Origin of the sequence: Aliamphritea ceti, assembly GCF_024347215.1 — a bacterium.
Classification (GTDB): Bacteria; Pseudomonadota; Gammaproteobacteria; order Pseudomonadales; family Balneatricaceae; genus Amphritea; species Amphritea ceti.
In genome coordinates, this window is record NZ_AP025282.1 from 1737902 (window position 1) to 1756865 (window position 18964).

The 18964-nt window shown below is 47.1% G+C and carries 20 protein-coding genes, 1 other RNA gene and 1 riboswitch; of the genes, 10 read left to right on the forward strand and 11 right to left on the reverse strand.

The features are described 5' to 3' along the window. Positions 1 to 38: 38 nt before the first annotated feature. On the forward strand, positions 39 to 1055 hold the full coding sequence (dctP, locus tag OCU49_RS07945) for a TRAP transporter substrate-binding protein DctP (RefSeq protein ID WP_261844443.1): 1017 nt from the start codon (positions 39 to 41) through the stop codon (positions 1053 to 1055). 123 nt (positions 1056 to 1178) lie between these two features. Here dctP and OCU49_RS07950 read toward each other — a convergent pair whose 3' ends face one another. The 3 genes from OCU49_RS07950 to OCU49_RS07960 form a co-directional block, all read right to left on the reverse strand. After that, positions 1179 to 1865, reverse strand: coding sequence for an HAD family hydrolase (locus OCU49_RS07950; protein WP_261844444.1), 687 nt, complete (start codon positions 1863 to 1865; stop codon positions 1179 to 1181). 199 nt (positions 1866 to 2064) lie between these two features. Further along, positions 2065 to 3549, reverse strand: a complete 1485-nt coding sequence (locus tag OCU49_RS07955; protein ID WP_261844445.1) for an alanine/glycine:cation symporter family protein — start codon at positions 3547 to 3549, stop codon at positions 2065 to 2067. A gap of 459 nt (positions 3550 to 4008) precedes the next feature. Next, the gene (locus OCU49_RS07960) at positions 4009 to 5007 is read right to left on the reverse strand and encodes a glycine betaine ABC transporter substrate-binding protein (protein ID WP_261844446.1); all 999 of its coding nucleotides are present in this window, start codon (positions 5005 to 5007) and stop codon (positions 4009 to 4011) included. 459 nt (positions 5008 to 5466) lie between these two features. Between OCU49_RS07960 and OCU49_RS07965 the strand changes: the two genes are divergently transcribed. Next, complete coding sequence (locus tag OCU49_RS07965; RefSeq protein WP_261844447.1) at positions 5467 to 6363, forward strand: SEL1-like repeat protein; 897 nt, start codon at positions 5467 to 5469, stop codon at positions 6361 to 6363. A 99-nt stretch (positions 6364 to 6462) separates the two neighbouring features. Here the strand turns inward: OCU49_RS07965 and OCU49_RS07970 are convergent, their stop codons facing one another. Then, a complete protein-coding gene (locus OCU49_RS07970) occupies positions 6463 to 7260 on the reverse strand; it encodes a hypothetical protein (protein WP_261844448.1) in 798 nt (265 codons plus the stop codon). Positions 7261 to 7410: 150 nt separating this feature from the next. Next, a complete protein-coding gene (locus OCU49_RS07975) occupies positions 7411 to 8184 on the reverse strand; it encodes a ferredoxin--NADP reductase (protein ID WP_261844449.1) in 774 nt (257 codons plus the stop codon). A 183-nt stretch (positions 8185 to 8367) separates the two neighbouring features. Here OCU49_RS07975 and OCU49_RS07980 point away from each other — a divergent pair, with 183 nt between their 5' ends. Next, the gene (locus OCU49_RS07980) at positions 8368 to 9246 is read left to right on the forward strand and encodes a LysR family transcriptional regulator (protein WP_261844450.1); all 879 of its coding nucleotides are present in this window, start codon (positions 8368 to 8370) and stop codon (positions 9244 to 9246) included. Positions 9247 to 9343: 97 nt separating this feature from the next. Here OCU49_RS07980 and trhO read toward each other — a convergent pair whose 3' ends face one another. Continuing rightward, positions 9344 to 10333 carry an oxygen-dependent tRNA uridine(34) hydroxylase TrhO gene (gene trhO, locus OCU49_RS07985; protein WP_261844451.1) on the reverse strand — a complete coding sequence of 330 codons (990 nt, stop codon included), beginning with the start codon at positions 10331 to 10333 and terminating at the stop codon, positions 9344 to 9346. 313 nt (positions 10334 to 10646) lie between these two features. On the opposite strand from trhO, the gene OCU49_RS07990 reads away from it, so the two are divergent. From OCU49_RS07990 to OCU49_RS08000, 3 genes are all read left to right on the forward strand, one after another. Continuing rightward, positions 10647 to 11597 carry a diguanylate cyclase domain-containing protein gene (locus OCU49_RS07990; protein ID WP_261844452.1) on the forward strand — a complete coding sequence of 317 codons (951 nt, stop codon included), beginning with the start codon at positions 10647 to 10649 and terminating at the stop codon, positions 11595 to 11597. Next, entirely contained in the window at positions 11594 to 12067 is a 474-nt protein-coding gene (locus OCU49_RS07995) for a GreA/GreB family elongation factor (RefSeq protein ID WP_261844453.1), read from the forward strand. The genes OCU49_RS07990 and OCU49_RS07995 overlap by 4 nt, the downstream gene beginning before the upstream one ends. A gap of 68 nt (positions 12068 to 12135) precedes the next feature. After that, positions 12136 to 12618 (forward strand): FKBP-type peptidyl-prolyl cis-trans isomerase, encoded by a 483-nt coding sequence (locus tag OCU49_RS08000; protein WP_261844454.1) that lies wholly within the window; start codon positions 12136 to 12138, stop codon positions 12616 to 12618. 89 nt (positions 12619 to 12707) lie between these two features. On the opposite strand, the gene OCU49_RS08005 is transcribed toward OCU49_RS08000, so the two are convergent. Continuing rightward, on the reverse strand, positions 12708 to 13031 hold the full coding sequence (locus tag OCU49_RS08005; RefSeq protein WP_261844455.1) for a hypothetical protein: 324 nt from the start codon (positions 13029 to 13031) through the stop codon (positions 12708 to 12710). A 41-nt stretch (positions 13032 to 13072) separates the two neighbouring features. Further along, a riboswitch (SAM-I-IV-variant riboswitch) is annotated at positions 13073 to 13182 on the reverse strand. A gap of 185 nt (positions 13183 to 13367) precedes the next feature. Next, positions 13368 to 14498: an S-(hydroxymethyl)glutathione dehydrogenase/class III alcohol dehydrogenase gene (locus OCU49_RS08010; RefSeq protein WP_446680420.1), complete on the reverse strand. Its 1131-nt coding sequence runs from the start codon at positions 14496 to 14498 to the stop codon at positions 13368 to 13370. A gap of 100 nt (positions 14499 to 14598) precedes the next feature. Here OCU49_RS08010 and OCU49_RS08015 point away from each other — a divergent pair, with 100 nt between their 5' ends. Next, a complete protein-coding gene (locus OCU49_RS08015) occupies positions 14599 to 15468 on the forward strand; it encodes a LysR substrate-binding domain-containing protein (RefSeq protein ID WP_261844456.1) in 870 nt (289 codons plus the stop codon). Positions 15469 to 15480: 12 nt separating this feature from the next. On the opposite strand, the gene OCU49_RS08020 is transcribed toward OCU49_RS08015, so the two are convergent. Then, positions 15481 to 16410, reverse strand: coding sequence for a LysR family transcriptional regulator (locus tag OCU49_RS08020; protein WP_261844457.1), 930 nt, complete (start codon positions 16408 to 16410; stop codon positions 15481 to 15483). 131 nt (positions 16411 to 16541) lie between these two features. Here OCU49_RS08020 and OCU49_RS08025 point away from each other — a divergent pair, with 131 nt between their 5' ends. Together OCU49_RS08025 and OCU49_RS08030 are read left to right on the forward strand one after the other, a co-directional pair. Continuing rightward, complete coding sequence (locus OCU49_RS08025; RefSeq protein WP_261844458.1) at positions 16542 to 17015, forward strand: VOC family protein; 474 nt, start codon at positions 16542 to 16544, stop codon at positions 17013 to 17015. Next, positions 17012 to 17377, forward strand: a complete 366-nt coding sequence (locus OCU49_RS08030) for a nuclear transport factor 2 family protein (protein WP_261844459.1) — start codon at positions 17012 to 17014, stop codon at positions 17375 to 17377. Before OCU49_RS08025 ends, OCU49_RS08030 begins: the two co-directional genes overlap by 4 nt. 108 nt (positions 17378 to 17485) lie before the next feature. On the opposite strand, the gene OCU49_RS08035 is transcribed toward OCU49_RS08030, so the two are convergent. Further along, positions 17486 to 17908, reverse strand: a complete 423-nt coding sequence (locus OCU49_RS08035; RefSeq protein WP_261844460.1) for a hypothetical protein — start codon at positions 17906 to 17908, stop codon at positions 17486 to 17488. An 82-nt stretch (positions 17909 to 17990) separates the two neighbouring features. Next, positions 17991 to 18503: a retropepsin-like aspartic protease family protein gene (locus OCU49_RS08040; protein WP_261844461.1), complete on the reverse strand. Its 513-nt coding sequence runs from the start codon at positions 18501 to 18503 to the stop codon at positions 17991 to 17993. Between the two features lie 244 nt (positions 18504 to 18747). On the opposite strand from OCU49_RS08040, the gene ffs reads away from it, so the two are divergent. Further along, positions 18748 to 18844, forward strand: an RNA gene (gene ffs / locus OCU49_RS08045) — signal recognition particle sRNA small type. Positions 18845 to 18964 lie beyond the last annotated feature (120 nt).

The following is an 18964-nucleotide window of genomic DNA, read 5'->3' on the forward strand; positions in this document are numbered from 1 at the left end:
CCCTAAGCCATAACGACAATAACAAAAGGATCACCGACGTGAAGAGAAGAGATCTGCTAAAAGTGGCTGCCACTGGTATGGCAGCAGCCCCATTGGCGATGGCAACCGGTTCTGCCCAGGCAGGAGATAAAGTTCGCCTGCGTATGCAAACTTTGTATGGCACAGAAACCGATGACCTTTATAAAGCGTTTGCGGATGACGTGAAAACCAGCTCGAACAAAAGCGTTCGTATCAGCCGTTTCCGTGGCGGTGAATTAGTTTCTAATGATCAGATGCTTGAAGCTGTTTCTAAAGGCACACTGGATATGTGTCAGGGCTATGGTGGTTACTGGGCTGGCCAGCTGGATATTGCCAAGATTGAATCTGGTATACCGGGTGCCTGGACGAGTTTCGATGAAGCTATGTATCTACACAAAGCAAAAGGTCTGACGGATCTGATTGCTGAAGCCTATGCGGAGAAAGGCGTACATTATTTTGGGCCAGTTTTTGGCGGGCCTTATGATTTGCTGACGACTAAGCCGGTAAACAGTCTGGCTGATCTGAAGAATATGAAGATTCGTGCTACTGCGACGGTGGCATCTGTCCTTGAAAAATTTGATATTCCTACCGTATATCTGCCGAGTCAGGAGCTTTATGTCGCTCTGACAACCGGTGCTATTGATGGTGTGATTTATGGCGGTTCTCTGGAATATAAAGCACTTAAACTGCATGAAGCGGCGAAACATTACACTTACCTGAACATGATCAATCCAGGCTATGCTGATGGCATGTTGATCAATAAAGCGAAGTGGGATTCCCTGAGTGATGACCAGCGTAAAGTGCTTGAACTAGCCTATGCCAAGCATGCTACTAATATGCATGCCTGGAATGTGAACGGCTGCATGGATGTGAACGGTGAAGGTATTTTTGAATTTGCTTCGTTGCCTGCTGAAGACTCCAATGCTCTGACCGCTGCTGCTATGTCTGTTTGGAAAGATGAAGCAAAGAAATCTGAGCGCAACAGTAAAGCAATTGCGGCATTAACGGCGACTGCTCAGGCGGCTGGCCGGGTGTAAGTCTGGGTGGCAACAATAAGACGTACTGGCAGGAAATGAACGCAGGAAGCGAAAGGATTAGCAGACGCTAAAAGATGCACAAAGGATTGTGATAGCCGCAGGGATGCGGCTTTTTTGCGTCTGTTATGCCTGCTTATTCTTTTTGCATACCTTAGGCCACTGGCCCGTGTTAAGCCGGAGCAGTTGCAGCATATCATCGAAAACCAGATGCGCGCCGGCATCGCTTAAGGCTTGCGGGTCGATATGTTCAGCGTAACCAAATACCGTCATACCGGCATTAATGCCACCCTGTACGCCCGGAACACTGTCTTCAATGACAAGGCATTTTGCCGGGTCTGTAACTCCCATAGATTTAGCAGCATGCAGAAATATATCCGGGTGGGGTTTGCCTTGCTTAACATCGGAAGTGCTGAATAACTTTCCGTCAAGGAAGGGCAACAGGCCGGTTTTTCCCAGTGTGATGTGCATTTTTTTATAGGAACCGCCTGAGGCAACACAATAGGGTAGCTGTAACCTTTCAAGCACGTTTCGGGTGCCAGATATTGCTGTTACAGAGCGGCGCAGAGCCGTTTCTATTTCCTGTCGGTAACGTTGCTGTAAGTTGGTTGGTGGTGGGTGTCCGAGCATATCTGTGACAATCTGCACACACTGTTCGGAGGAGCGGCCTACAAAGGTGCTGAACATTTCCTGCAGGCTTAAATTCAGCCCGCAGCTGTCCCGCAGGATTTCTGCGAACACTTCATTGGCAATACGCTCGCTGTCTACCAGTACTCCGTCACAATCAAAGATGACCAGCTCAAAAGTATTCATATTTTGTTCCTGTCGATTGCTGCAAGTTATTGAATACACACTACATGTTTGAATCACCCGGCTATATAAGGTTCCGGGACAGCGGTATTTATTATTGGGGATTCAGTGGGGCAGGTGAGGGCGGCATAAAAATGGCTGAAGGCAGCATAAAAAAGGCCGCGATGATCGCGGCCTTTGGATAGTCTTCAAACAGTATCAGTTACTTCTTGCTGATACGGTCTTCCCAGAATTTAGCATTCTTGATGCCCAGTTTCTTAGGATCGAAAGTGTATTCAGTTACACCGGCTTTACGCTGTGCTTCATAATCTTTCAGGGCTTTAATCGCAGGGCGAGCCATGAAGAAGATGATCAGGATACCGACGATGTTCAGCCAGGCCATCATGCCTACACCTACGTCACCCATACCCCATGCCAGGTTGGCAGTTTTTACAGAACCGTAGAAAGTTGCCGCCATGATAACAATCTTCAGCAACATGCTCAGACCAGGAATGTGTAATGTGCGCTGGATGTAAGCAATGTTGGTTTCGGCAATATAGTAATACGCCAGAATCGTTGTGAACGAGAAGAAGAACAGTGCAAAAGCAACGAACGGGCTACCGATACCTGGCAGAACGCTTTCAATAGCGGTCTGAGTATAGGCAGGGCTGTTAGCTGCAATATCTGCTGCCAGGTTCTGAACCAGGAAGGCATCGCCGGCACCGTGAACGTTGTACGCACCTGTGATCAGAATCATCAGCGCAGTAGCAGTACATACGAACAGAGTATCGATGTATACAGAGAAAGCCTGTACCAGACCTTGCTGAGCAGGGTGCTCAACTTCAGCGGCAGCAGCAGCGTGAGGGCCTGTACCCTGACCAGCTTCGTTGGAGTAAACACCACGCTTAACACCCCAGCCGATAGCAGCACCCATACCAGCCATTGGTGTGAAGGCATCTTCAAAGATCATACCGAAAATGCTTGGCAGCATGTCTACGTTCAACAGCACAATAACGGTAGCAATGATGATATATGCCAGTGCCATGAAAGGAACGACTACCTGAGTAAAGCTGGCAATACGCTTAACGCCACCGAAGATGATGAAGCCAAGAACCAGAACAACAGCAGTACCGGTTAGGATCTTAGCGAAGCTCAGAGTACCGATAGCAGTTTCGATCATCGCACCAGAACCGAAAGAGGTTTCGATAGCGTTGCCGATACTGTTGGACTGAACACCCGGCAGGAATACACCACATGCCAGGATAGTAGCGATAGCAAAGATCCATGCGTACCACTTCTGCCCCATCGCTTTTTCGATGTAGTAAGCCGGACCACCACGGTATTCGCCGTCCTGCTCTTCTTTGTAAATCTGTGCCAGAGTTGATTCTGCATAAGCAGTAGCAGCGCCCAGAAAAGCTACAACCCACATCCAGAATATTGCACCAGGACCACCGAAACCGATCGCTGCAGCAACACCTGCAATGTTACCGGTACCAACACGGCCAGACAGGGAAACTGCCAGTGCCTGGAAAGAAGAGATACCCTTATCAGAGCTCTTACCGGAAAATAGTAAGCGCCACATTTCGCGGACCAGGCGAACCTGTACGAAGCGGGTCATGATGGAATAAAAAAGACCGGCACCCAGGCAAAGGTAAATCAGCGCCGGGCTCCAGATAATGCCGTTCATAAAATCGACAAATTCTTGCATTGAGACAAAACTCCAATATTTATTATTACTGGCCAGGAGGCTGTATTCGCGGTCAGGGCACTTGACGGCAAACGCCGAAAACTGGCGGAGAAAACCGCGGCCATTCTAACGCTTGTATTGTGGAGGTTTTATCCGAAAGAAGTTTTTATACGGTCTTATTGACTATATATAACTGTTTTTTAAGTCTTTATTACTAAAGTGATGAGTTTTTGAGCGAGGCTTGTCTGAGAAAGGTTAAAAGTAAGATCAGACGGAAGTCTATATAGCGGACAAAGAGGTGTATTTAGGATTTAGATTATAAAGTGCTTATATATCAAAGAGGAAGCAGCCTTCGTGGGATTAGATTTCACTATTTGAAAAAATGAGGCGTCAAATGTAACAAACCCGAAGCAGGCAATTAGCCTGCTTCGGGCTTGAGGACATCTTTCTTTCAGAGATCAGTCGTGTGCAGATTACTGATCAGTTAATCGCCAGACGTACTTTTTCTGCAACTTCAGGGCTTACCCACTTGGTCCAGATCTCTTCATGTTTCTCGAGGAAGTAGATCGCGCCGTCGGCACCGTCTGCCTGATTATCGCTCATATATACCAGTACTTTACCTACCTCGTCCGAGGTGTAGGCACGTTTGTTGATATATTCCATCACATCAGGGTTCTCGCCTGCGAAGCCGGTAGTCACAATCGTGTTAACTGTTGTCGGTGTGAAATTAGTACGCTCAGGCGTGTCACACTCTTCTTTAGCGATACAGCTGTTCCAGTGTTCATCGTTGATTTCAGCATCGGTAGTCAGACGCTTCAGTTCGTATTTGCTCAGCACTGAAGATGGCTGCCAGTAATAACCGAACCAGCCTTCTTCACGGTCATAAGATTTAGCAATAGTGCCATCCAGACCCGCAGCTGAACCAGGGTCCAGGGCGATGAAGCCAGCTTTTTCAAAGTTGTAGGCGCTAGGCTTAGTCAGGTTTGTATTGGCAATCTGGCACGTCCAGCCAGATGGGCAGTTTACAAAGGTACCTTTGCCTGGGTTTTCTTTATTCGGGAATAGTTCTGGGTGAGCCAGTACATCATCTATGCTGTTAATTTCCGGGTAATCATCAGCGATGCTTTTAGATACATACCAACCGTCAGCAGCATCTGCAATCAATTTAGTTGCAACGATAACCTGACCATTTTCTTCAGCGGTCTGCAGGCGCTCACGTACGGCGTTAGACCAGAATTCCGGCGCAATATGCGGACGGCCTTTTGATTCCATTGATGCCAGAGTTGTAGCTGTTGCACCTGGTGCCAGGTCGACACTGCAGCCATAGCCTTCTTCCAGAATGATTTTATCCAGGTTGGCAGCGAATTCTGCTGATGCCCAATCCATTTCTGCGACGACAATGTCTCCGCATTCTGCCATTGCCATTCCGGATGCCAGGGCGAGGGTGACAGCAGCCACTGATTGCTTCAATAGGGTCATAAGTACTCCGTTGCTTTTTTTATCATTATGCTTTTGCGACCTGCAGTGGTTTTCGAACTGAAAGATCGAATCTGCAGGCAGTATTACAAAGCTATCAGTACTATTTCGTCAGAATGCGTATAGGTTTTGACTTATTCCGACTGGCTGATGCCGTGTGATGAGCCCTAGTATTAGGGATTAAGTGAGCTAGCCGCTTGAACAATTCCGCTGCTTTGTTCTACCTGAGCGCCATATTTTGCAGTTTATTTAATGTTGCTTAACGTATTGAAGTTACGGTAAAAAATTATCTTATGGACTGTTGTTTATTTTCTGACGGGCAGTGCATAACGATGGGGCTTCTCAGCTGCGCATTAGATTGTGGAATATCTGAATGAGTATTCGGCAGATGTGTCAGGGGATAATTGAAGCTATTGCCAGGCTGTACTAGATTTTCAGTAACTTATGAATTTGGAAACAACTATGTCTGACCGTAATACATTGAGTATTACCGATATAAGCGGTTTGGTAATTTTACTGTTACTTTCGGTCAGCAGTTTATCGGGCTGTCGCTTTGGCTGGCTACCCTTGCAGGAAAAACCACCAGAGCAAGTTGCGACAACTGCGACTATCAGCAGCGCTGAATATTACTACCGGCTGGGATTAAAACACACCCGTGATGGTGAAGAGCAAGACTTGGTAGCGGCTCGTGATGCATTTCGACAGGCTGCAGAAAAAGGTCATGTGGAGTCACAGTATTTACTGGCGCTGGCGTATTTTAATGGTCAGGAGGGCAATGCCAGTCAGTCGCAAGGTTTTTACTGGCTGGAGCAAGCTGCGCAGGGAGGGCAGGCTGAAGCTCAGTTTCGCCTGGGGGGCAGGTATCTGAATGGCATTGGAGTAGCTGGGGAAGAATCCTGGGGAGTTCAGTGGATTGCCCGAGCTGCTGATCAGGGTCATGCACAGGCTCAATATCAGTTAGGTGTAGCTTATGCAGCAGGGTTGGGCTGGTCAGCAGATTTGGTGGAAGCATGGTCTTGGCTGGCGTTGGCCGAGCGTAACGGAGAAAAGTCTGCTGCTGTTTTATTGTCAAAGATAGAATCACGTTTATCTGTCGGACAATTAGCGGAGGCTAAAGTATTACGCAATAAATGGCGCCGTGTGAGTAAAGAGAATAGTTTACCCCGGGCTCAGGTCCGGTTTATTCAGCATAGTCTGAATCAGCTGGGATTTGCTGCAGGTAACGCTGATGGTTGGGTTGGACCTGTTACAAGGCAGGCCATCGGTAATTTTCGTCAAAGCTATAATGTGAGTGGTACAGGTAGCCGCATAAATACTGGGTTATTAAAAAGTTTGCGTCAGGCATTGCTGAATGGATAGTAAAAGGCGAAATGTTTGACGTATAGAGATACTGGCCAGCGGTTGACTGGCTATGTGTTTAACTCTGGTTATCTGAAGCAGTTCCGGCTAATAAGCTATCTAACTGGCAGGTATGGGATCATCAGGAGTTATATCTGAATCTATATCCGAGCTTATACCAGTGCTTGTACCAGAGCCGTTATCAATCGTTTCCGGCGGGTTTTTAATCGTATCAACTACTGCATTCGGTGATGTAATACCCAGCAGGTTATTAACGGCATCTAGCATTTTATTCTCATCGTCCAGAGATTTATTGCTGGCACCTTCCAGAGTTGTCTCGGCAGCCCGTGCGAGGGTGTCGATAGAAGCTGGGTCAGTTATGCCATCATCAGGAAGATCTCTGGCAATATCTGCCAGTTCCTGCTGCAGCGCTTTACGTTGTTGGTTGGTTAAATCAGGATCATCCAGTTGGTCAAGAATACCATCTATGTCCGCCGCTTCCTGTTCCGTCAGAGATGTTGCCAGGGCAAGTCTTTCATACGTAGCAATTTGGCCTACCCGTGAATGAGCTGCTGCATTTTTTCTGGCAGTTGCCGATGCATGTGCAGCATTAAGGCTACCTTTTAGCTTATCCGCAGAGCTTTTGTTTTTAGCGGATGCAGGGGTAAGGCTTTTAGTATTTCCATTCAGGCCTTTGCCATTCTCGGCGCTTTTGCCATTGTTGCTTCCGCCATTGTTTCCTCCAGTACCATTGCCTCCTCCGTTGCCACCACTGTTTCCGCCGCCGTTACCATTTTTTGCAAAGGCCTGGCTGTGAGTATCAATATTGGGAAGCTGGTCCAATGCCAGTGGCGTGAAGATCAGAGCAGAAGCGAGCATTATCTGACCGAAGAGTAGTTGCTTTACCGGTAGTTGCATTGCCGGTTCCTCTTTAAATTCTATCGGGGGACTTTAAGTTTAGCAGTGCAGAGGAAGAATGGAGCGTGCATAAAAAAGGCAGCTCAGGGAATGAGCTGCCAACGTAGGAGAGATAAATCTCTACTTTCAACGATCGGTTGGGTTTAGTTGTTAACGTTCAACAAATGCCCGTTCAATAACATAGTGACCCTGTTCACCCTGGCGTGCTTCATGGAAGCCCATGCTTTCGAGGATCTTACAGGTATCCTTGAGCATGCTTGGGCTACCGCAAAGCATGAAGCGGTCGTGTTCCGGATCCAGATCAGGTAAGCCCAGATCTTTGGTTAATTTGCCAACAACCATGAGATCAGTCAGGCGGCCGTTGTTACGGAATTTCTCCCGGGTAACAGTCGGGTAGTAGCGTAGCTTTTCTGACACCATCTCACCCAGAAACTCATCCTGTGGTAATTCGTTTTCAATGACATCTGTATACGCCAGTTCTGACAGGTAACGTACACCGTGCGTCAGGATGACCTGGTCATATGCATCGTAGATCTCCGGATCTTTAATAATGCTCATGAAAGGTGCTAAACCTGTACCGGTACTGATCAGGTAAAGGCGCTTGCCTGGCAGCAGGTTGTCATTAATCAGTGTGCCGGTAGGCTTACGGCTAACCAGAATCTGGTCACCCACATTGATATTCTGCAGCTTAGATGTCAGTGGGCCGTCCTGTACTTTAATGCTGAAAAATTCCAGACGGTCTTCATGGTTTGCGCTGGCAATACTATAAGCACGCATCAGTGGACGGCCTTCATGTTCCAGACCAATCATCACGAAATGACCGTTCTTGAAGCGAAAGCCAGGATCACGGCTGGTCGTGAAGCTGAACAAAGTATCGTTCCAGTGATGAACGCTGAGGACTTCTTCGGTTGCTATGTTTGCCATTGCTGATTCCTATATAAGATGTTTCACAAGTGCTGCGCTGATTTGCGCTCATGACCTGGTGTGAATTATCTATAATTAAAAGTTATAAAAATCGTATTCCTTATTTCTTGTTAACGATAGTATGCCTGTCTATGATATTGGTAAAGACGATAATTCAGAAAACTTATATCGGTAAAACCGCATATGAAATATACCTTACGTCAGCTGGAAGTATTTTTGGCCGTTGCTCACTTTGACAACATTACAAAGGCAGCACAGAGTCTGGCAATGTCACAGTCGGCTGTGAGCGGCGCATTGCGGGACCTCGAGCAACAATTTGATATGCAATTGTTTGACCGTGTGGGCAAACGTTTACAGATCAACGAACTCGGCCGGGCACTACGTCCAAGAGTAGAAGCTCTTCTGGAACGTGCCAAATCATTACAGCAGGAAATGGAACAGCATCAGGCTGTAGGTGAGTTGAGAATCGGCGCGACCCTGACGATTGGTAATTATTTAGCCGTAGGGTTAATGGCCCAGTATATGGCCGAGCATCCGCAGGCGCGGCTGGATTTACAGGTAGCTAACACCACCACGATTACTAAACGGCTGGTGAATTTTGATATTGATATTGGCCTGATCGAGGGTGAGGTACAGCATCCGGAGTTAGAAATATTGCCCTGGCAAAATGATGAGCTGGTGGTGTTCTGTGCTGCCGGTAATCCCCTGGCGCAAAAGATTCGTATGAGTGATACGGATTTACTACAGGCAAACTGGATTCTCAGGGAGCAGGGCTCAGGTACCCGACAGACTTTTGACCGGGCGATGCATGGTTTGCTGCCGGAGCTGAAAGTAACGCTGGAACTTGAGCATATTGAAGCGATAAAAGGTGCAGTAGCAGCAGGTTTAGGTTTGGGATGTTTATCGCGCATTGCATTACAGGAAGATTTTGCGCAGGGCAGGCTGGTACCGTTACAGGTAGCAGGCAGAGATCTGAACCGGCGTTTGTATCTGATGTTGCACCGGCATAAGTATATCAGTGCGGGGATTGAACACTGGATGCAGCTATGTCGGCGCCAATAGCCAAGTTACATTAAGCGATTAACCACAGAGATCACTGATATAAAAAAACCGGTAATAGTGCCGGTTTTATTTATCGTGTTTGAACTACATCAGTTCATTACGCCTTAGCGTTACGTGCCTGCTGTTCTTTACGTAGTTGTTCTTTTTGCTCACGACGCTGAGCGATAGTTTCCAGTGCATCGGCACCCAGGTGTGCTTCACCACGGGTTTCAGCCAGTTGCATTTGCTTTTGACGTTCAATGAAACGTTCACGCTGAGACGGGTCTTGCTTATCATAACATTGGTGACAGCTGACGCCCTGCATGTATTTGTCGCTTTGCTTGTCTTCTTCTGTAATAGGTAAACGACAAGCGTGACACTGATCGTAGACACCTTTTTCCAGCTGGTGGTTTACGGTGATGCGGTTATCGAAAACAAAGCATTCACCCTGCCACATGGTTTCTTCTTCAGGCACTTCTTCAAGGTACTTCAGAATGCCACCTTCAAGATGGTAAACCTCATCAAAACCCTGTTCTTTCAGGTAAGCGGTGGATTTTTCGCAGCGAATACCACCAGTACAGAACATGGCAACTTTCTTGTTCTTTTCCGGATCAAGATTGTCTTTAACGTACTTAGGGAATTCACGGAAGGTTTCTGTTTCCGGATTGATAGCGCCTTCGAAAGTGCCAACCTGTACTTCGTAATCGTTACGGGTGTCGACCAGAATAACGTCAGGGTCAGAAATCAGAGCATTCCAGTCCTGTGGCTTAACGTAGGTACCAACCACTTGCTTTGGATCGATACCTTCAACGCCCATGGTGACGATTTCTTTCTTCAGTTTTACCTTAGTGCGGTAGAACGGATTGGACTCATCGAAAGATTCTTTATAGACAGTATCAGCTAGTCGCGGGTCGTTTTTTAACCAGGCTAAGAGTGCATCAATACCTTCCCGGCTGCCGGCAACTGTTCCGTTTATACCTTCTTTGGCAAGTAATAAGGTACCGCGGATACCATTGTCTTCCAGTAACAGGCGAAGCGGTTCACGGATTTCCTGGTAATCTTCCAGAGTGGCGAATTTGTAGAGCGCACATACAACAACTTGTGACATGATTTTCCTCTGCGGGCCGGAGCGTAAATCCGGAGCATTTATGTAGTGTATAACCAGTGCCTGGCAGGTGACTGCCATTAAGCACAGGTTTGTCCGAAACGAACTGGGCGGCATTCTAATCAAAAAGTCTGCGACTGTAAAAGCACCTCTTTCCATTTATCTTCTGTTCAGTCTGGAGTGTCTATACTGTGGCATTTTCTTCAATATTTGTTTAGATCATATGTATTTATTCAGATGATGTTTTGGTGCAAATGGAATAGCTTGATACCATGCGCGACATTCCAGGGGATTCACTTAAAGAATGAGTGTTTAGATGCAGGTATTAGTAGTAGATGACTCCGCTTTAGTGCGGGACATAGTTACCAGCATTGTTGTGGAAGCAGGTTACCCGCAACCGTTACTGGCTAAAGATGCCCGTGAAGCGCGGATGCATATCAAACGATCAGTCGTCGATCTGATCTTAATGGATATTCAGTTGCCGGGTATTGATGGCTTACAGCTGACCCGTCAGATTCGTCGTAATCTTAAAGATGATCACTGGATTCCGATTATTTTTCTGACAATTAAAGATGATGCTGATTATCTCTCTGAAGCCATTGATGCCGGTGGCGATGATTATCTTGTAAAACCGGTTAATAAAGTTGTGTTACTGGCGAAGATACATGCGATGTCGCGTATCTCGAAAATGAAAGCAGCACTGGACGAAACCAACTTACAGCTCAGTAGGCTAACTCAGATTGACTCCCTCACAAATACCATTAACCGACGGGGCTTTGATGATGCGCTAAAGCATGCCTGGCGTTTGCATCGTCGTAATAATGAAGAATTGTGTTTGTTGTTTCTGGATATAGATGGTTTCAAAATCTACAACGACAGCTATGGCCATCAGCAGGGCGACCGCTGTTTACGGCAGGTATCTGAGTTATTTAAAAGCTGCCTGCGTAATGAAAGTGATTTACTGGCACGTTATGGCGGTGAAGAATTCGTTATTCTTTTACCTAATACACCATTACGTGCCGCAGAAAAATTGGCACAGAAAGTCCTGAATAGATTACAACAAGAGAATATCAGCCATCCGAATTCTGATACTGCGCCGTATATTACAGTCAGTATTGGTATCAGTACTACGCGTGATGGTGCAGTTACAGGCCAAAAATTACTTAGCCAGGCTGACCGGAGCTTATATATGGCTAAATCAAACGGCCGTAATCAGTTATGCTGCTATGAAGATATTGAGCAGTTAATGGTGGATTCTGATACATGAGCAAGGCAGGGCTAATTGCAGCTGTAATTGAACGGTTGGAAGCTGATCTGGAGGTTTGTCAGCAGGCGGCTAACGAAGCACATCAGGCAGCGACCCATGAAGAGAGCGTTGCAGAAAATCAGTACGACACGCTGGGGCTGGAAGCTTCTTATCTGGCCGAAGGGCAGTCACGCAGAGTGTCTGAAATCCAGCATGAAATGGCAGCCTGGCGAGGTATACCTGAAGCGGAAGTGTATGAAGATGACCCAGTTATTTCGGGCTGTTTGATAGTACTCGAAGCGCTGGACTCAGGAGAGCAGCGGGTATTATTACTTGGGCCGGCTGCTGGCGGGATGAAATTGGCATTTGCTGAGCTGAGCGTCACAGTGGTGACACCTGAAGCACCGCTTGGCGCGCAACTGATTGGTAAGTTCGTCGGGGATTGCGTAATGATAGCCGCTACTGAGTTTGAAATAATTGAGATTCAATAAGAGCTGATTATTCCTTGCAAGCCAGCGTATAATGCCGCCAGTAAATAGCTCAGAATTTAGGATAAATAATGAAAATCACTAAAGATACGGTTGTACAGTTCCATTACAACCTAACCGCTGCTGATGACAGCGTGCAGGAAAGCAGCCGTGAAGGTAACCCGATGGCTTATCTGCATGGTCATGACAATATGATTAGCGGTTTGGAAGCGGCGCTGAATGACCGTGAAACAGGTGATATCTTTTCTGTGACGCTGGCACCTGAAGATGCCTATGGCAAGTTTCTGCCAAATTGCGAACAGATTATTCCGAAGAAACATTTGCAAGGTAAGAAGAACTGGCGTCCGGGCATGGTAGCAACAGTGCAAACAGATAAAGGTCTGCGTCAGGTATCTATCGTAAAGGTTGGTATGTCTAAAGTAACGGTTGATAACAATCATCCGCTGGCGGGTAAAACACTGACGTTTGAAGTTGAAGTGATGGATGTACGTGAAGCAACAACAGAAGAAGTTTCCCATGGCCATGCCCATGGTGTAGGCGGCCATCAGCACTGATAACTCTCGATGCATAGTTGAAAACAGCGCCTGATGGCGCTGTTTTTGTATCTGGGCTGGTAACGTTAACGAGGGTATAGCACTGTGTATCAAAGTGCCCGTTGCTGGTGCCACTGTTGTGTAGCGTTGATATCCAGGTCGCTGATGATCTGCTCGGCAGTTAATAACTGCAAGCTCTGGTAGTCAGGCTGACCGGTTATTTCTGTCTGCACTGATGCATGGCTGTTATCAGCGCGGCGGTATTCAAAATAGACAAAACAGGTTTGGCTGCCGTTACGTTTACCCGGGGTAAACCAGACTGCCAGATTGCATTGTTGTGCCGGATGCCAACATAAAACAGGTTCACAGGCGGCTAGCTCATGATCTGCATTAAGCTGAGATGGTCGTGCTGAATAAATATGTGCTTCAAACATGGATCTGCTCCCATTTTCATGAGAACTGACGTGTGCGGGGTACTTACCTGATTCTTTGTCGGTATGACCACATCGCCCGGAAATTCCGGGTTACCACCTTGCCCAGGTTGGCAGGTTGGCGAGGACGTCAGCCCTTCTCTTGATGTAACAATTATGTGGCGGTAAATGTAGGGTATTTTTAGCCAGGTTGCAACGATAAGTTGGTTATAAAAGCAGCAGGTTTTTATGGCTTGCTGAATTAAGAAGCGGGGCTTTATGCCAATGTAGAAACTGTTCCGGTAACTCAGACCGGAACAGTTAGTTATGCATTTGAATGTTAAATACTGTACTTAAGTTTTAAGCATCAAAGTGAATGACGCTACGAATGCTCTTGCCCTGGTGCATCAGATCAAAGGCTTCATTGATTTTTTCCAGCCCCATTGTGTGGGTTATGAAGTCATCCAGCCGGAATTCACCCTGCAGGTAACGCTCGACGTAATCTGGTAATTCTGAACGGCCTTTTACACCACCGAATGCTGATCCGCGCCATACGCGTCCTGTTACCAGTTGGAACGGACGGGTTGATATTTCCTGGCCAGCGCCGGCAACGCCAATGATGACGGATTCGCCCCAGCCTTTATGGCAGCATTCAAGTGCAGAGCGCATTACCTGAGTATTGCCTATACACTCGAATGAGTAATCTACGCCGCCGTCGGTCATTTCAACAATCAGGTCCTGAATAGATTGCTCATGTTCCTTCGGATTAATACAGTCAGTTGCACCCAGTTTACGCGCCAGTTCGAACTTAGAGGTATTGATATCAATCGCGATGATGCGGCTGGCTTTGGCCATAGTTGCACCAATAATCGCTGATAACCCGATGCCTCCCAGACCGAACACAGCAACAGTGGCGCCGGCTTCCACTTTTGCTGTGTTGATCACTGCGCCCATGCCGGTAGTAACGCCGCAACCTAACAGACAGATTTCTTCCAGTGGCGCTTCAGGGTTTACTTTAGCCAGCGAGATTTCAGGTAAAACTGTGTATTCAGAAAAGGTCGAACAACCCATGTAATGATAGATAGGCTGGCCATCCTTATAAAAGCGGGTGGTACCATCTGGCATCAGACCTTTACCCTGAGTTTCACGTATTTTCTGACAAAGATTGGTCTTGCCTGACAGACAATATTTACATTCACCGCACTCTGGTGTGTACAGGGGAATGACGTGATCACCAATAGCAACACTGGTGACGCCTTCGCCAATCGCTGTAACAATACCGCCGCCTTCATGGCCAAGTACCACCGGGAAAATACCTTCAGGGTCGTCACCGGAAAGGGTGAAAGCATCGGTATGACAAACGCCACTGGCAATCACCTTTACCAGCACTTCGCCTGCCTGCGGCGGCATAACATCTATTTCTTCAATACTTAATGGTTGGTTGGGGCCCCAGGCAACGGCGGCTTTAGATTTGATCATGGTGTCAGACATAAGAATAGCTCTTGATTATTAAATGATGTGATCATTTTAATTGTTTCTTATTGAGTGATAATCTGGCTATTTGTTAAATAACTTTTACTAGTTGGTAATAATGAGTAACTGGGAAGGCGTATCTGAATTTGTTGCTGTGGCAGAGCAGGGCAGTTTTACCCTGGCTTCACAGCAGCTGGGAATATCTACAGCACAGGTAAGCCGACAGGTAACTGCACTGGAAAAGCGCCTGGCGACCAAACTGTTCTACCGGACAACCCGTAAAGTATCGCTGACGGAAGCCGGTGAAGTTTATTATCAGCATTGCCGTCAGGTATTAGATGGGCTGGAAGAAGCTGAGCGGGCGTTGAGTCATTTGCAAAGTACGCCCCGTGGAAAGCTTAAGATCACAGCGCCGACTACCTATGGGGAAAGTAAGATTACTCCCTTACTGAATAACTTCATGATTCGTTATCCTGAGTTAGAAGTGCATTGCCGGCTGAGTAATCAGAAGGTGGATTTGGTTGAAGCTGGGTTTGATTTGGCGATACGGCTGGGGCAGTTAGAAGATTCAAGTATGATGGCGAAACGTCTGGCAACCCGGAAGTTACACGTCTGTGCAGCGCCTGAATATATAAATAAATACGGCGAGCCGGATAACCCTGAACAATTGGCTGAATATAACTGCTTGCAGGGAAACCTGGGGTACTGGCGTTTTGCAGACAATGGCCTTGAGAAAAATGTCCGGGTAACAGGTAGCCTGCATTGTAACAGCGGTCAGGTATTACTAGATGCCGCGCTGAAAGGTTTGGGGCTTGTTCAGTTACCGGATTATTACGTTCAGCGCTTTATGGAGCAGGGCTTGTTGAAAGAATTACTCATCAAGTATCAGCCTGCTGATGAAGGTATCTGGGCGTTGTATCCACATAACCGCCACCTATCCCCTAAGGTGAGGGTTCTGGTTGATTACCTCAGCGAAAAATTGGGCTGATATTCAAAAGGATTAAAAGATATCTGCATCCCAGTGGGGCATAGTTCTGCCAAGTTTTTCACTGGCGAAATCCAGAAATGCCCGTACTTTAGCGGGCATATAGTGACGTTCAGGATAAACCGCATACATGGTTTTAGCTGGCATGTGGTAATCCGTAAATAGCTGAATAAGTTTACCTTCCCGAATATATTCGCCCGCCGCGAAAGAGGGCAGGCGGCCAATTCCTGCACCCAGCAAAATTGCTGCTAACAAAGCCTCACTGTTGTTTACTTTATAGTTACCTGAAACTTTCACTTGAAGAGCAGATAGCGTCTGTAATGGTGCTTTTTCAGGCGTAAATTCCCAGTGGCTGGCTTCGGCGGAATAGCTATATAGCAGGCAGTTTTCATCCGCCAGGTCGGCCGGCGACTCCAGTTGGGTCTGGAACTTATAATCCGGTGCGGCACAAATAACGCTGCGTAACGGGGCAAGTTTGCGGGCAATCAGCGTCGAGTCAGGCAACTGTGTTGCTCTGATCGACAGATCAAACCCCTGTTCAATTATATTCAGGGTGTTGTCGTCCAGTACCAGGTCTACATGCACCTGAGGGTAACGTTGCAGAAATTCCGGAATCAGTGGCGCGATATGTAAGCGTCCGAATGACATGGGGGCGTTAATGCGCAATAAGCCTCTGGGCTCTCCCTGTAGCTCACTGACAGCATCTTCTGCCTGCTGTGCTGCCCGGGTTGCCTGTAATGAATACTCATAATAACGCTCACCCGCTTCCGTCAGGCTCAGTTTACGTGTTGTACGGTGGATCAGGCGCATGCCTAATTGTGCTTCTAGCTGAGTGATGCGCTTACTGACGGCGGATTTCGATATGTTCAGTTCACGGGCAGCAGCAGAAAAACTCGCGTTTTGTGCCACGGCGACAAAAATGGGAATCGCGTTGAAGTTTTCCATATGTTGTTGCGCCTGAGGATCTATTGTTGAATTTAACTCAACTAAGAGTCTATTTTTACCTATATTGTTTGTCAATTGTCAGGCTATTAGAGTGGGTTACAGCATTCTTAAGTCTGAAAGGAGTAAGCAAAATGGTGCGCTTTGAACATGCCAATCTTGTCGTTAAAGAGATTCAGCCAACGCTGGATTTTCTGTTAACGGCATTTCCTGAGTGGCAGCTACGGGGTAGCGGTCAGGGGAAATGGGGAACCACCGAAAGACACTGGGTTCATGTAGGGGATGATGAGTATTACATAACCCTGAATGACAGTGCGGAAGGAGATATTCGTGAGATAGGTGGCATTCAGCCGGGGCTGGCGCATCTTGGCTTTGTAGTCGATGACCTGGAAGCACTGGTTGAGCGTTTATGGCAACAGGGATATACCATCGATATTCTTGGTATGCAGCATCCTTACCGAAAAACGGTTTACTACACAGACCCTGCAGGCTTTCAGTTTGAATTTTTAGAATACTGCAGTGACCAGCCCGAACAACGCAATCAGTACGGCGGAGAAACCGGTTCATTCAAATTCAATGTACGTTCATTACAGGGAGAGTCAGCATGATGAATACAGAAAAGGCTGATGCAGCAGTTCAGGCACTTTATAAAGCCGTTGACCGTAAAGATGCGAATTATCTGGCTGAAGTATTGGGGGATGAGGTACGTTTTCAACTGGGTAACTTTCCGACAGTGGCGGGCAAGGCTGAAGTGCTGGATGCCAATCGGGGATTTTTCAACAGTATTGAATCGATGCGCCATAGACTGGACAAAACCTGGCAAGTGGGTGAAGAGACCATTTGCTGCGGCGAAGTGAATTATGTGCGGCTGGATAAAACAACATATCAGGCACGTTTTGCTACTGTGCTGCGTTGGCATGAAGGTCTGATTGAAGACTATCAGGTGTATGCTGATATATCTGAGCTATAAGTTACGCACCGGGCTATAAGTCAGATCTTGGGTTAAAAACTGATACGCCGGACAATTGTCCGGCGTACGATATGAATGCAGTGCCGAAATGACCAGCAATATTAGGTGCTATTCGAGCGTGCTGAGTACCAGTTTTATTTCACTGCGAACCGCTTCAATCTGAGTGACTACCGTACTTGTCGCAGTCTGATCGTATTCAATTTTGTCCCATTTTTCTGACCAGGTGTCTTTTAGTTCAAGTGCTTCTTCTTTTACGCTGTCTTTGGTCAGCATACTTAAGTCTGCAATCAGGCCTACTTTGACCCAACCTTTACGCGGATTGCCGGCGACCTGATCCTGATCATAATGCAGTGCGTAAATTTGCTGTTCCAGGTTAGAAAGCTCCAGCAGTATCTCGAAGCACGCAGTACGGATGTTGCTATTTTCTTCAGTTACTTCCATCCGCCAGACGTTATAGCTGAAGCCCAGCAGGGCAAACAGCATGCTGAATATGGCTGTCATCTGATAGATTTTAAACTTGTGTGCTTCCATCATAATTCCCGAATACTCTGCCTGTGTTTGATGCTTTGTTGTCTGCTCTGTGTATCTGAATCTATTATCGCTTAACCGTTAGTTAAGGCTTTAAGGTCAGGGTATCGCCCCGTTGCGTTAACTCCAGATGCTTTAAAAAACTCATACCCAGCAATACGGTTTCATCGTCCATATAAGGGTTAATGTTAGCTCTTACATTGCTCTGCGTAATACTGCCCAGGCTGATGGAATCTAAAGTAGTTATCTGGATATCTATTGTACCGTTAGCGGTCTGCACTTTGCCCCATGCCTGTCCCTGTAAACCAATTTTGTCAGCCAGTGATTCAGGTATGCTGACATTTGTGGCCCCTGTATCTAGCAGAAAAATAACCGGCTGCTGATTAATAAGCCCTGGCGCGACGTAATGCCCCTGTCTGTTACGGGTAAGTACAACGGATTTGCCTGCTTGTTGCTGGCTGTGTAGCTCTTTATTGGGGTTATATTGTGATTCCAGCACATTATCAAACAGCAGATAGAGGACGCCCAGCAGGCATATCCAGCTGAGATAGAAAAAGGACTTTGCCAGTCCTCTGCGAGGCGCATCCTGTTGGTTCATTGTCATTCCGTCGAGTGATTGTGACTATACAGTGGCTTTCATCTTACTATAGCTCGTGAAGCCCGCAACTGTTTGATAGTTAAAGGCGGAGTTAAGTTCAAAACGGGAGTAAGCTGAAAATTCCTCTGATATGCAAAGGGGCTGTTGCATCCTGACCGAAGGCTGTTATACTGCGCGCCGTACCTCAATCGAGGTGGCCATTTACCCAGCGACTATGGGTGAAACTGGTCTGTTATGGCGGTCCTATTGGTCCTCCCGCAATGATAAGTCGTGAATCTGGTCAGACCCGGAAGGGAGCAGCCACAGCGATGGGTTCATGTGCCGGGATGTGGCTGGTGGGACCGCCCCCAATTACCTTAATTGGTTGTTTTCCTTAGGATTATCTCTGTTATACACGCAAGTGGTACAAACAGGTGGTACATCCAGATGCCTAAAGCTCCTTCCTATTTGTTGTTTTCCAG

Bases quoted from the DNA above. Each gene is read 5' to 3' on its own strand.
- OCU49_RS07950 (WP_261844444.1), bottom strand. From the start codon at position 1,865: ATGAATACTTTTGAGCTGGTCATCTTTGATTGTGACGGAGTACTGGTA.
- OCU49_RS07955 (WP_261844445.1), bottom strand. From the start codon at position 3,549: ATGCAAGAATTTGTCGATTTTATGAACGGCATTATCTGGAGCCCGGCG.
- OCU49_RS07960 (WP_261844446.1), bottom strand. From the start codon at position 5,007: ATGACCCTATTGAAGCAATCAGTGGCTGCTGTCACCCTCGCCCTGGCA.
- OCU49_RS07965 (WP_261844447.1), top strand. From the start codon at position 5,467: ATGTCTGACCGTAATACATTGAGTATTACCGATATAAGCGGTTTGGTA.
- OCU49_RS07970 (WP_261844448.1), bottom strand. From the start codon at position 7,260: ATGCAACTACCGGTAAAGCAACTACTCTTCGGTCAGATAATGCTCGCT.
- OCU49_RS07975 (WP_261844449.1), bottom strand. From the start codon at position 8,184: ATGGCAAACATAGCAACCGAAGAAGTCCTCAGCGTTCATCACTGGAAC.
- OCU49_RS07980 (WP_261844450.1), top strand. From the start codon at position 8,368: ATGAAATATACCTTACGTCAGCTGGAAGTATTTTTGGCCGTTGCTCAC.
- trhO (WP_261844451.1), bottom strand. From the start codon at position 10,333: ATGTCACAAGTTGTTGTATGTGCGCTCTACAAATTCGCCACTCTGGAA.
- OCU49_RS07990 (WP_261844452.1), top strand. From the start codon at position 10,647: ATGCAGGTATTAGTAGTAGATGACTCCGCTTTAGTGCGGGACATAGTT.
- OCU49_RS07995 (WP_261844453.1), top strand. From the start codon at position 11,594: ATGAGCAAGGCAGGGCTAATTGCAGCTGTAATTGAACGGTTGGAAGCT.
- OCU49_RS08000 (WP_261844454.1), top strand. From the start codon at position 12,136: ATGAAAATCACTAAAGATACGGTTGTACAGTTCCATTACAACCTAACC.
- OCU49_RS08005 (WP_261844455.1), bottom strand. From the start codon at position 13,031: ATGTTTGAAGCACATATTTATTCAGCACGACCATCTCAGCTTAATGCA.
- OCU49_RS08010 (WP_446680420.1), bottom strand. From the start codon at position 14,498: ATGTCTGACACCATGATCAAATCTAAAGCCGCCGTTGCCTGGGGCCCC.
- OCU49_RS08015 (WP_261844456.1), top strand. From the start codon at position 14,599: ATGAGTAACTGGGAAGGCGTATCTGAATTTGTTGCTGTGGCAGAGCAG.
- OCU49_RS08020 (WP_261844457.1), bottom strand. From the start codon at position 16,410: ATGGAAAACTTCAACGCGATTCCCATTTTTGTCGCCGTGGCACAAAAC.
- OCU49_RS08025 (WP_261844458.1), top strand. From the start codon at position 16,542: ATGGTGCGCTTTGAACATGCCAATCTTGTCGTTAAAGAGATTCAGCCA.
- OCU49_RS08030 (WP_261844459.1), top strand. From the start codon at position 17,012: ATGATGAATACAGAAAAGGCTGATGCAGCAGTTCAGGCACTTTATAAA.
- OCU49_RS08035 (WP_261844460.1), bottom strand. From the start codon at position 17,908: ATGGAAGCACACAAGTTTAAAATCTATCAGATGACAGCCATATTCAGC.
- OCU49_RS08040 (WP_261844461.1), bottom strand. From the start codon at position 18,503: ATGAACCAACAGGATGCGCCTCGCAGAGGACTGGCAAAGTCCTTTTTC.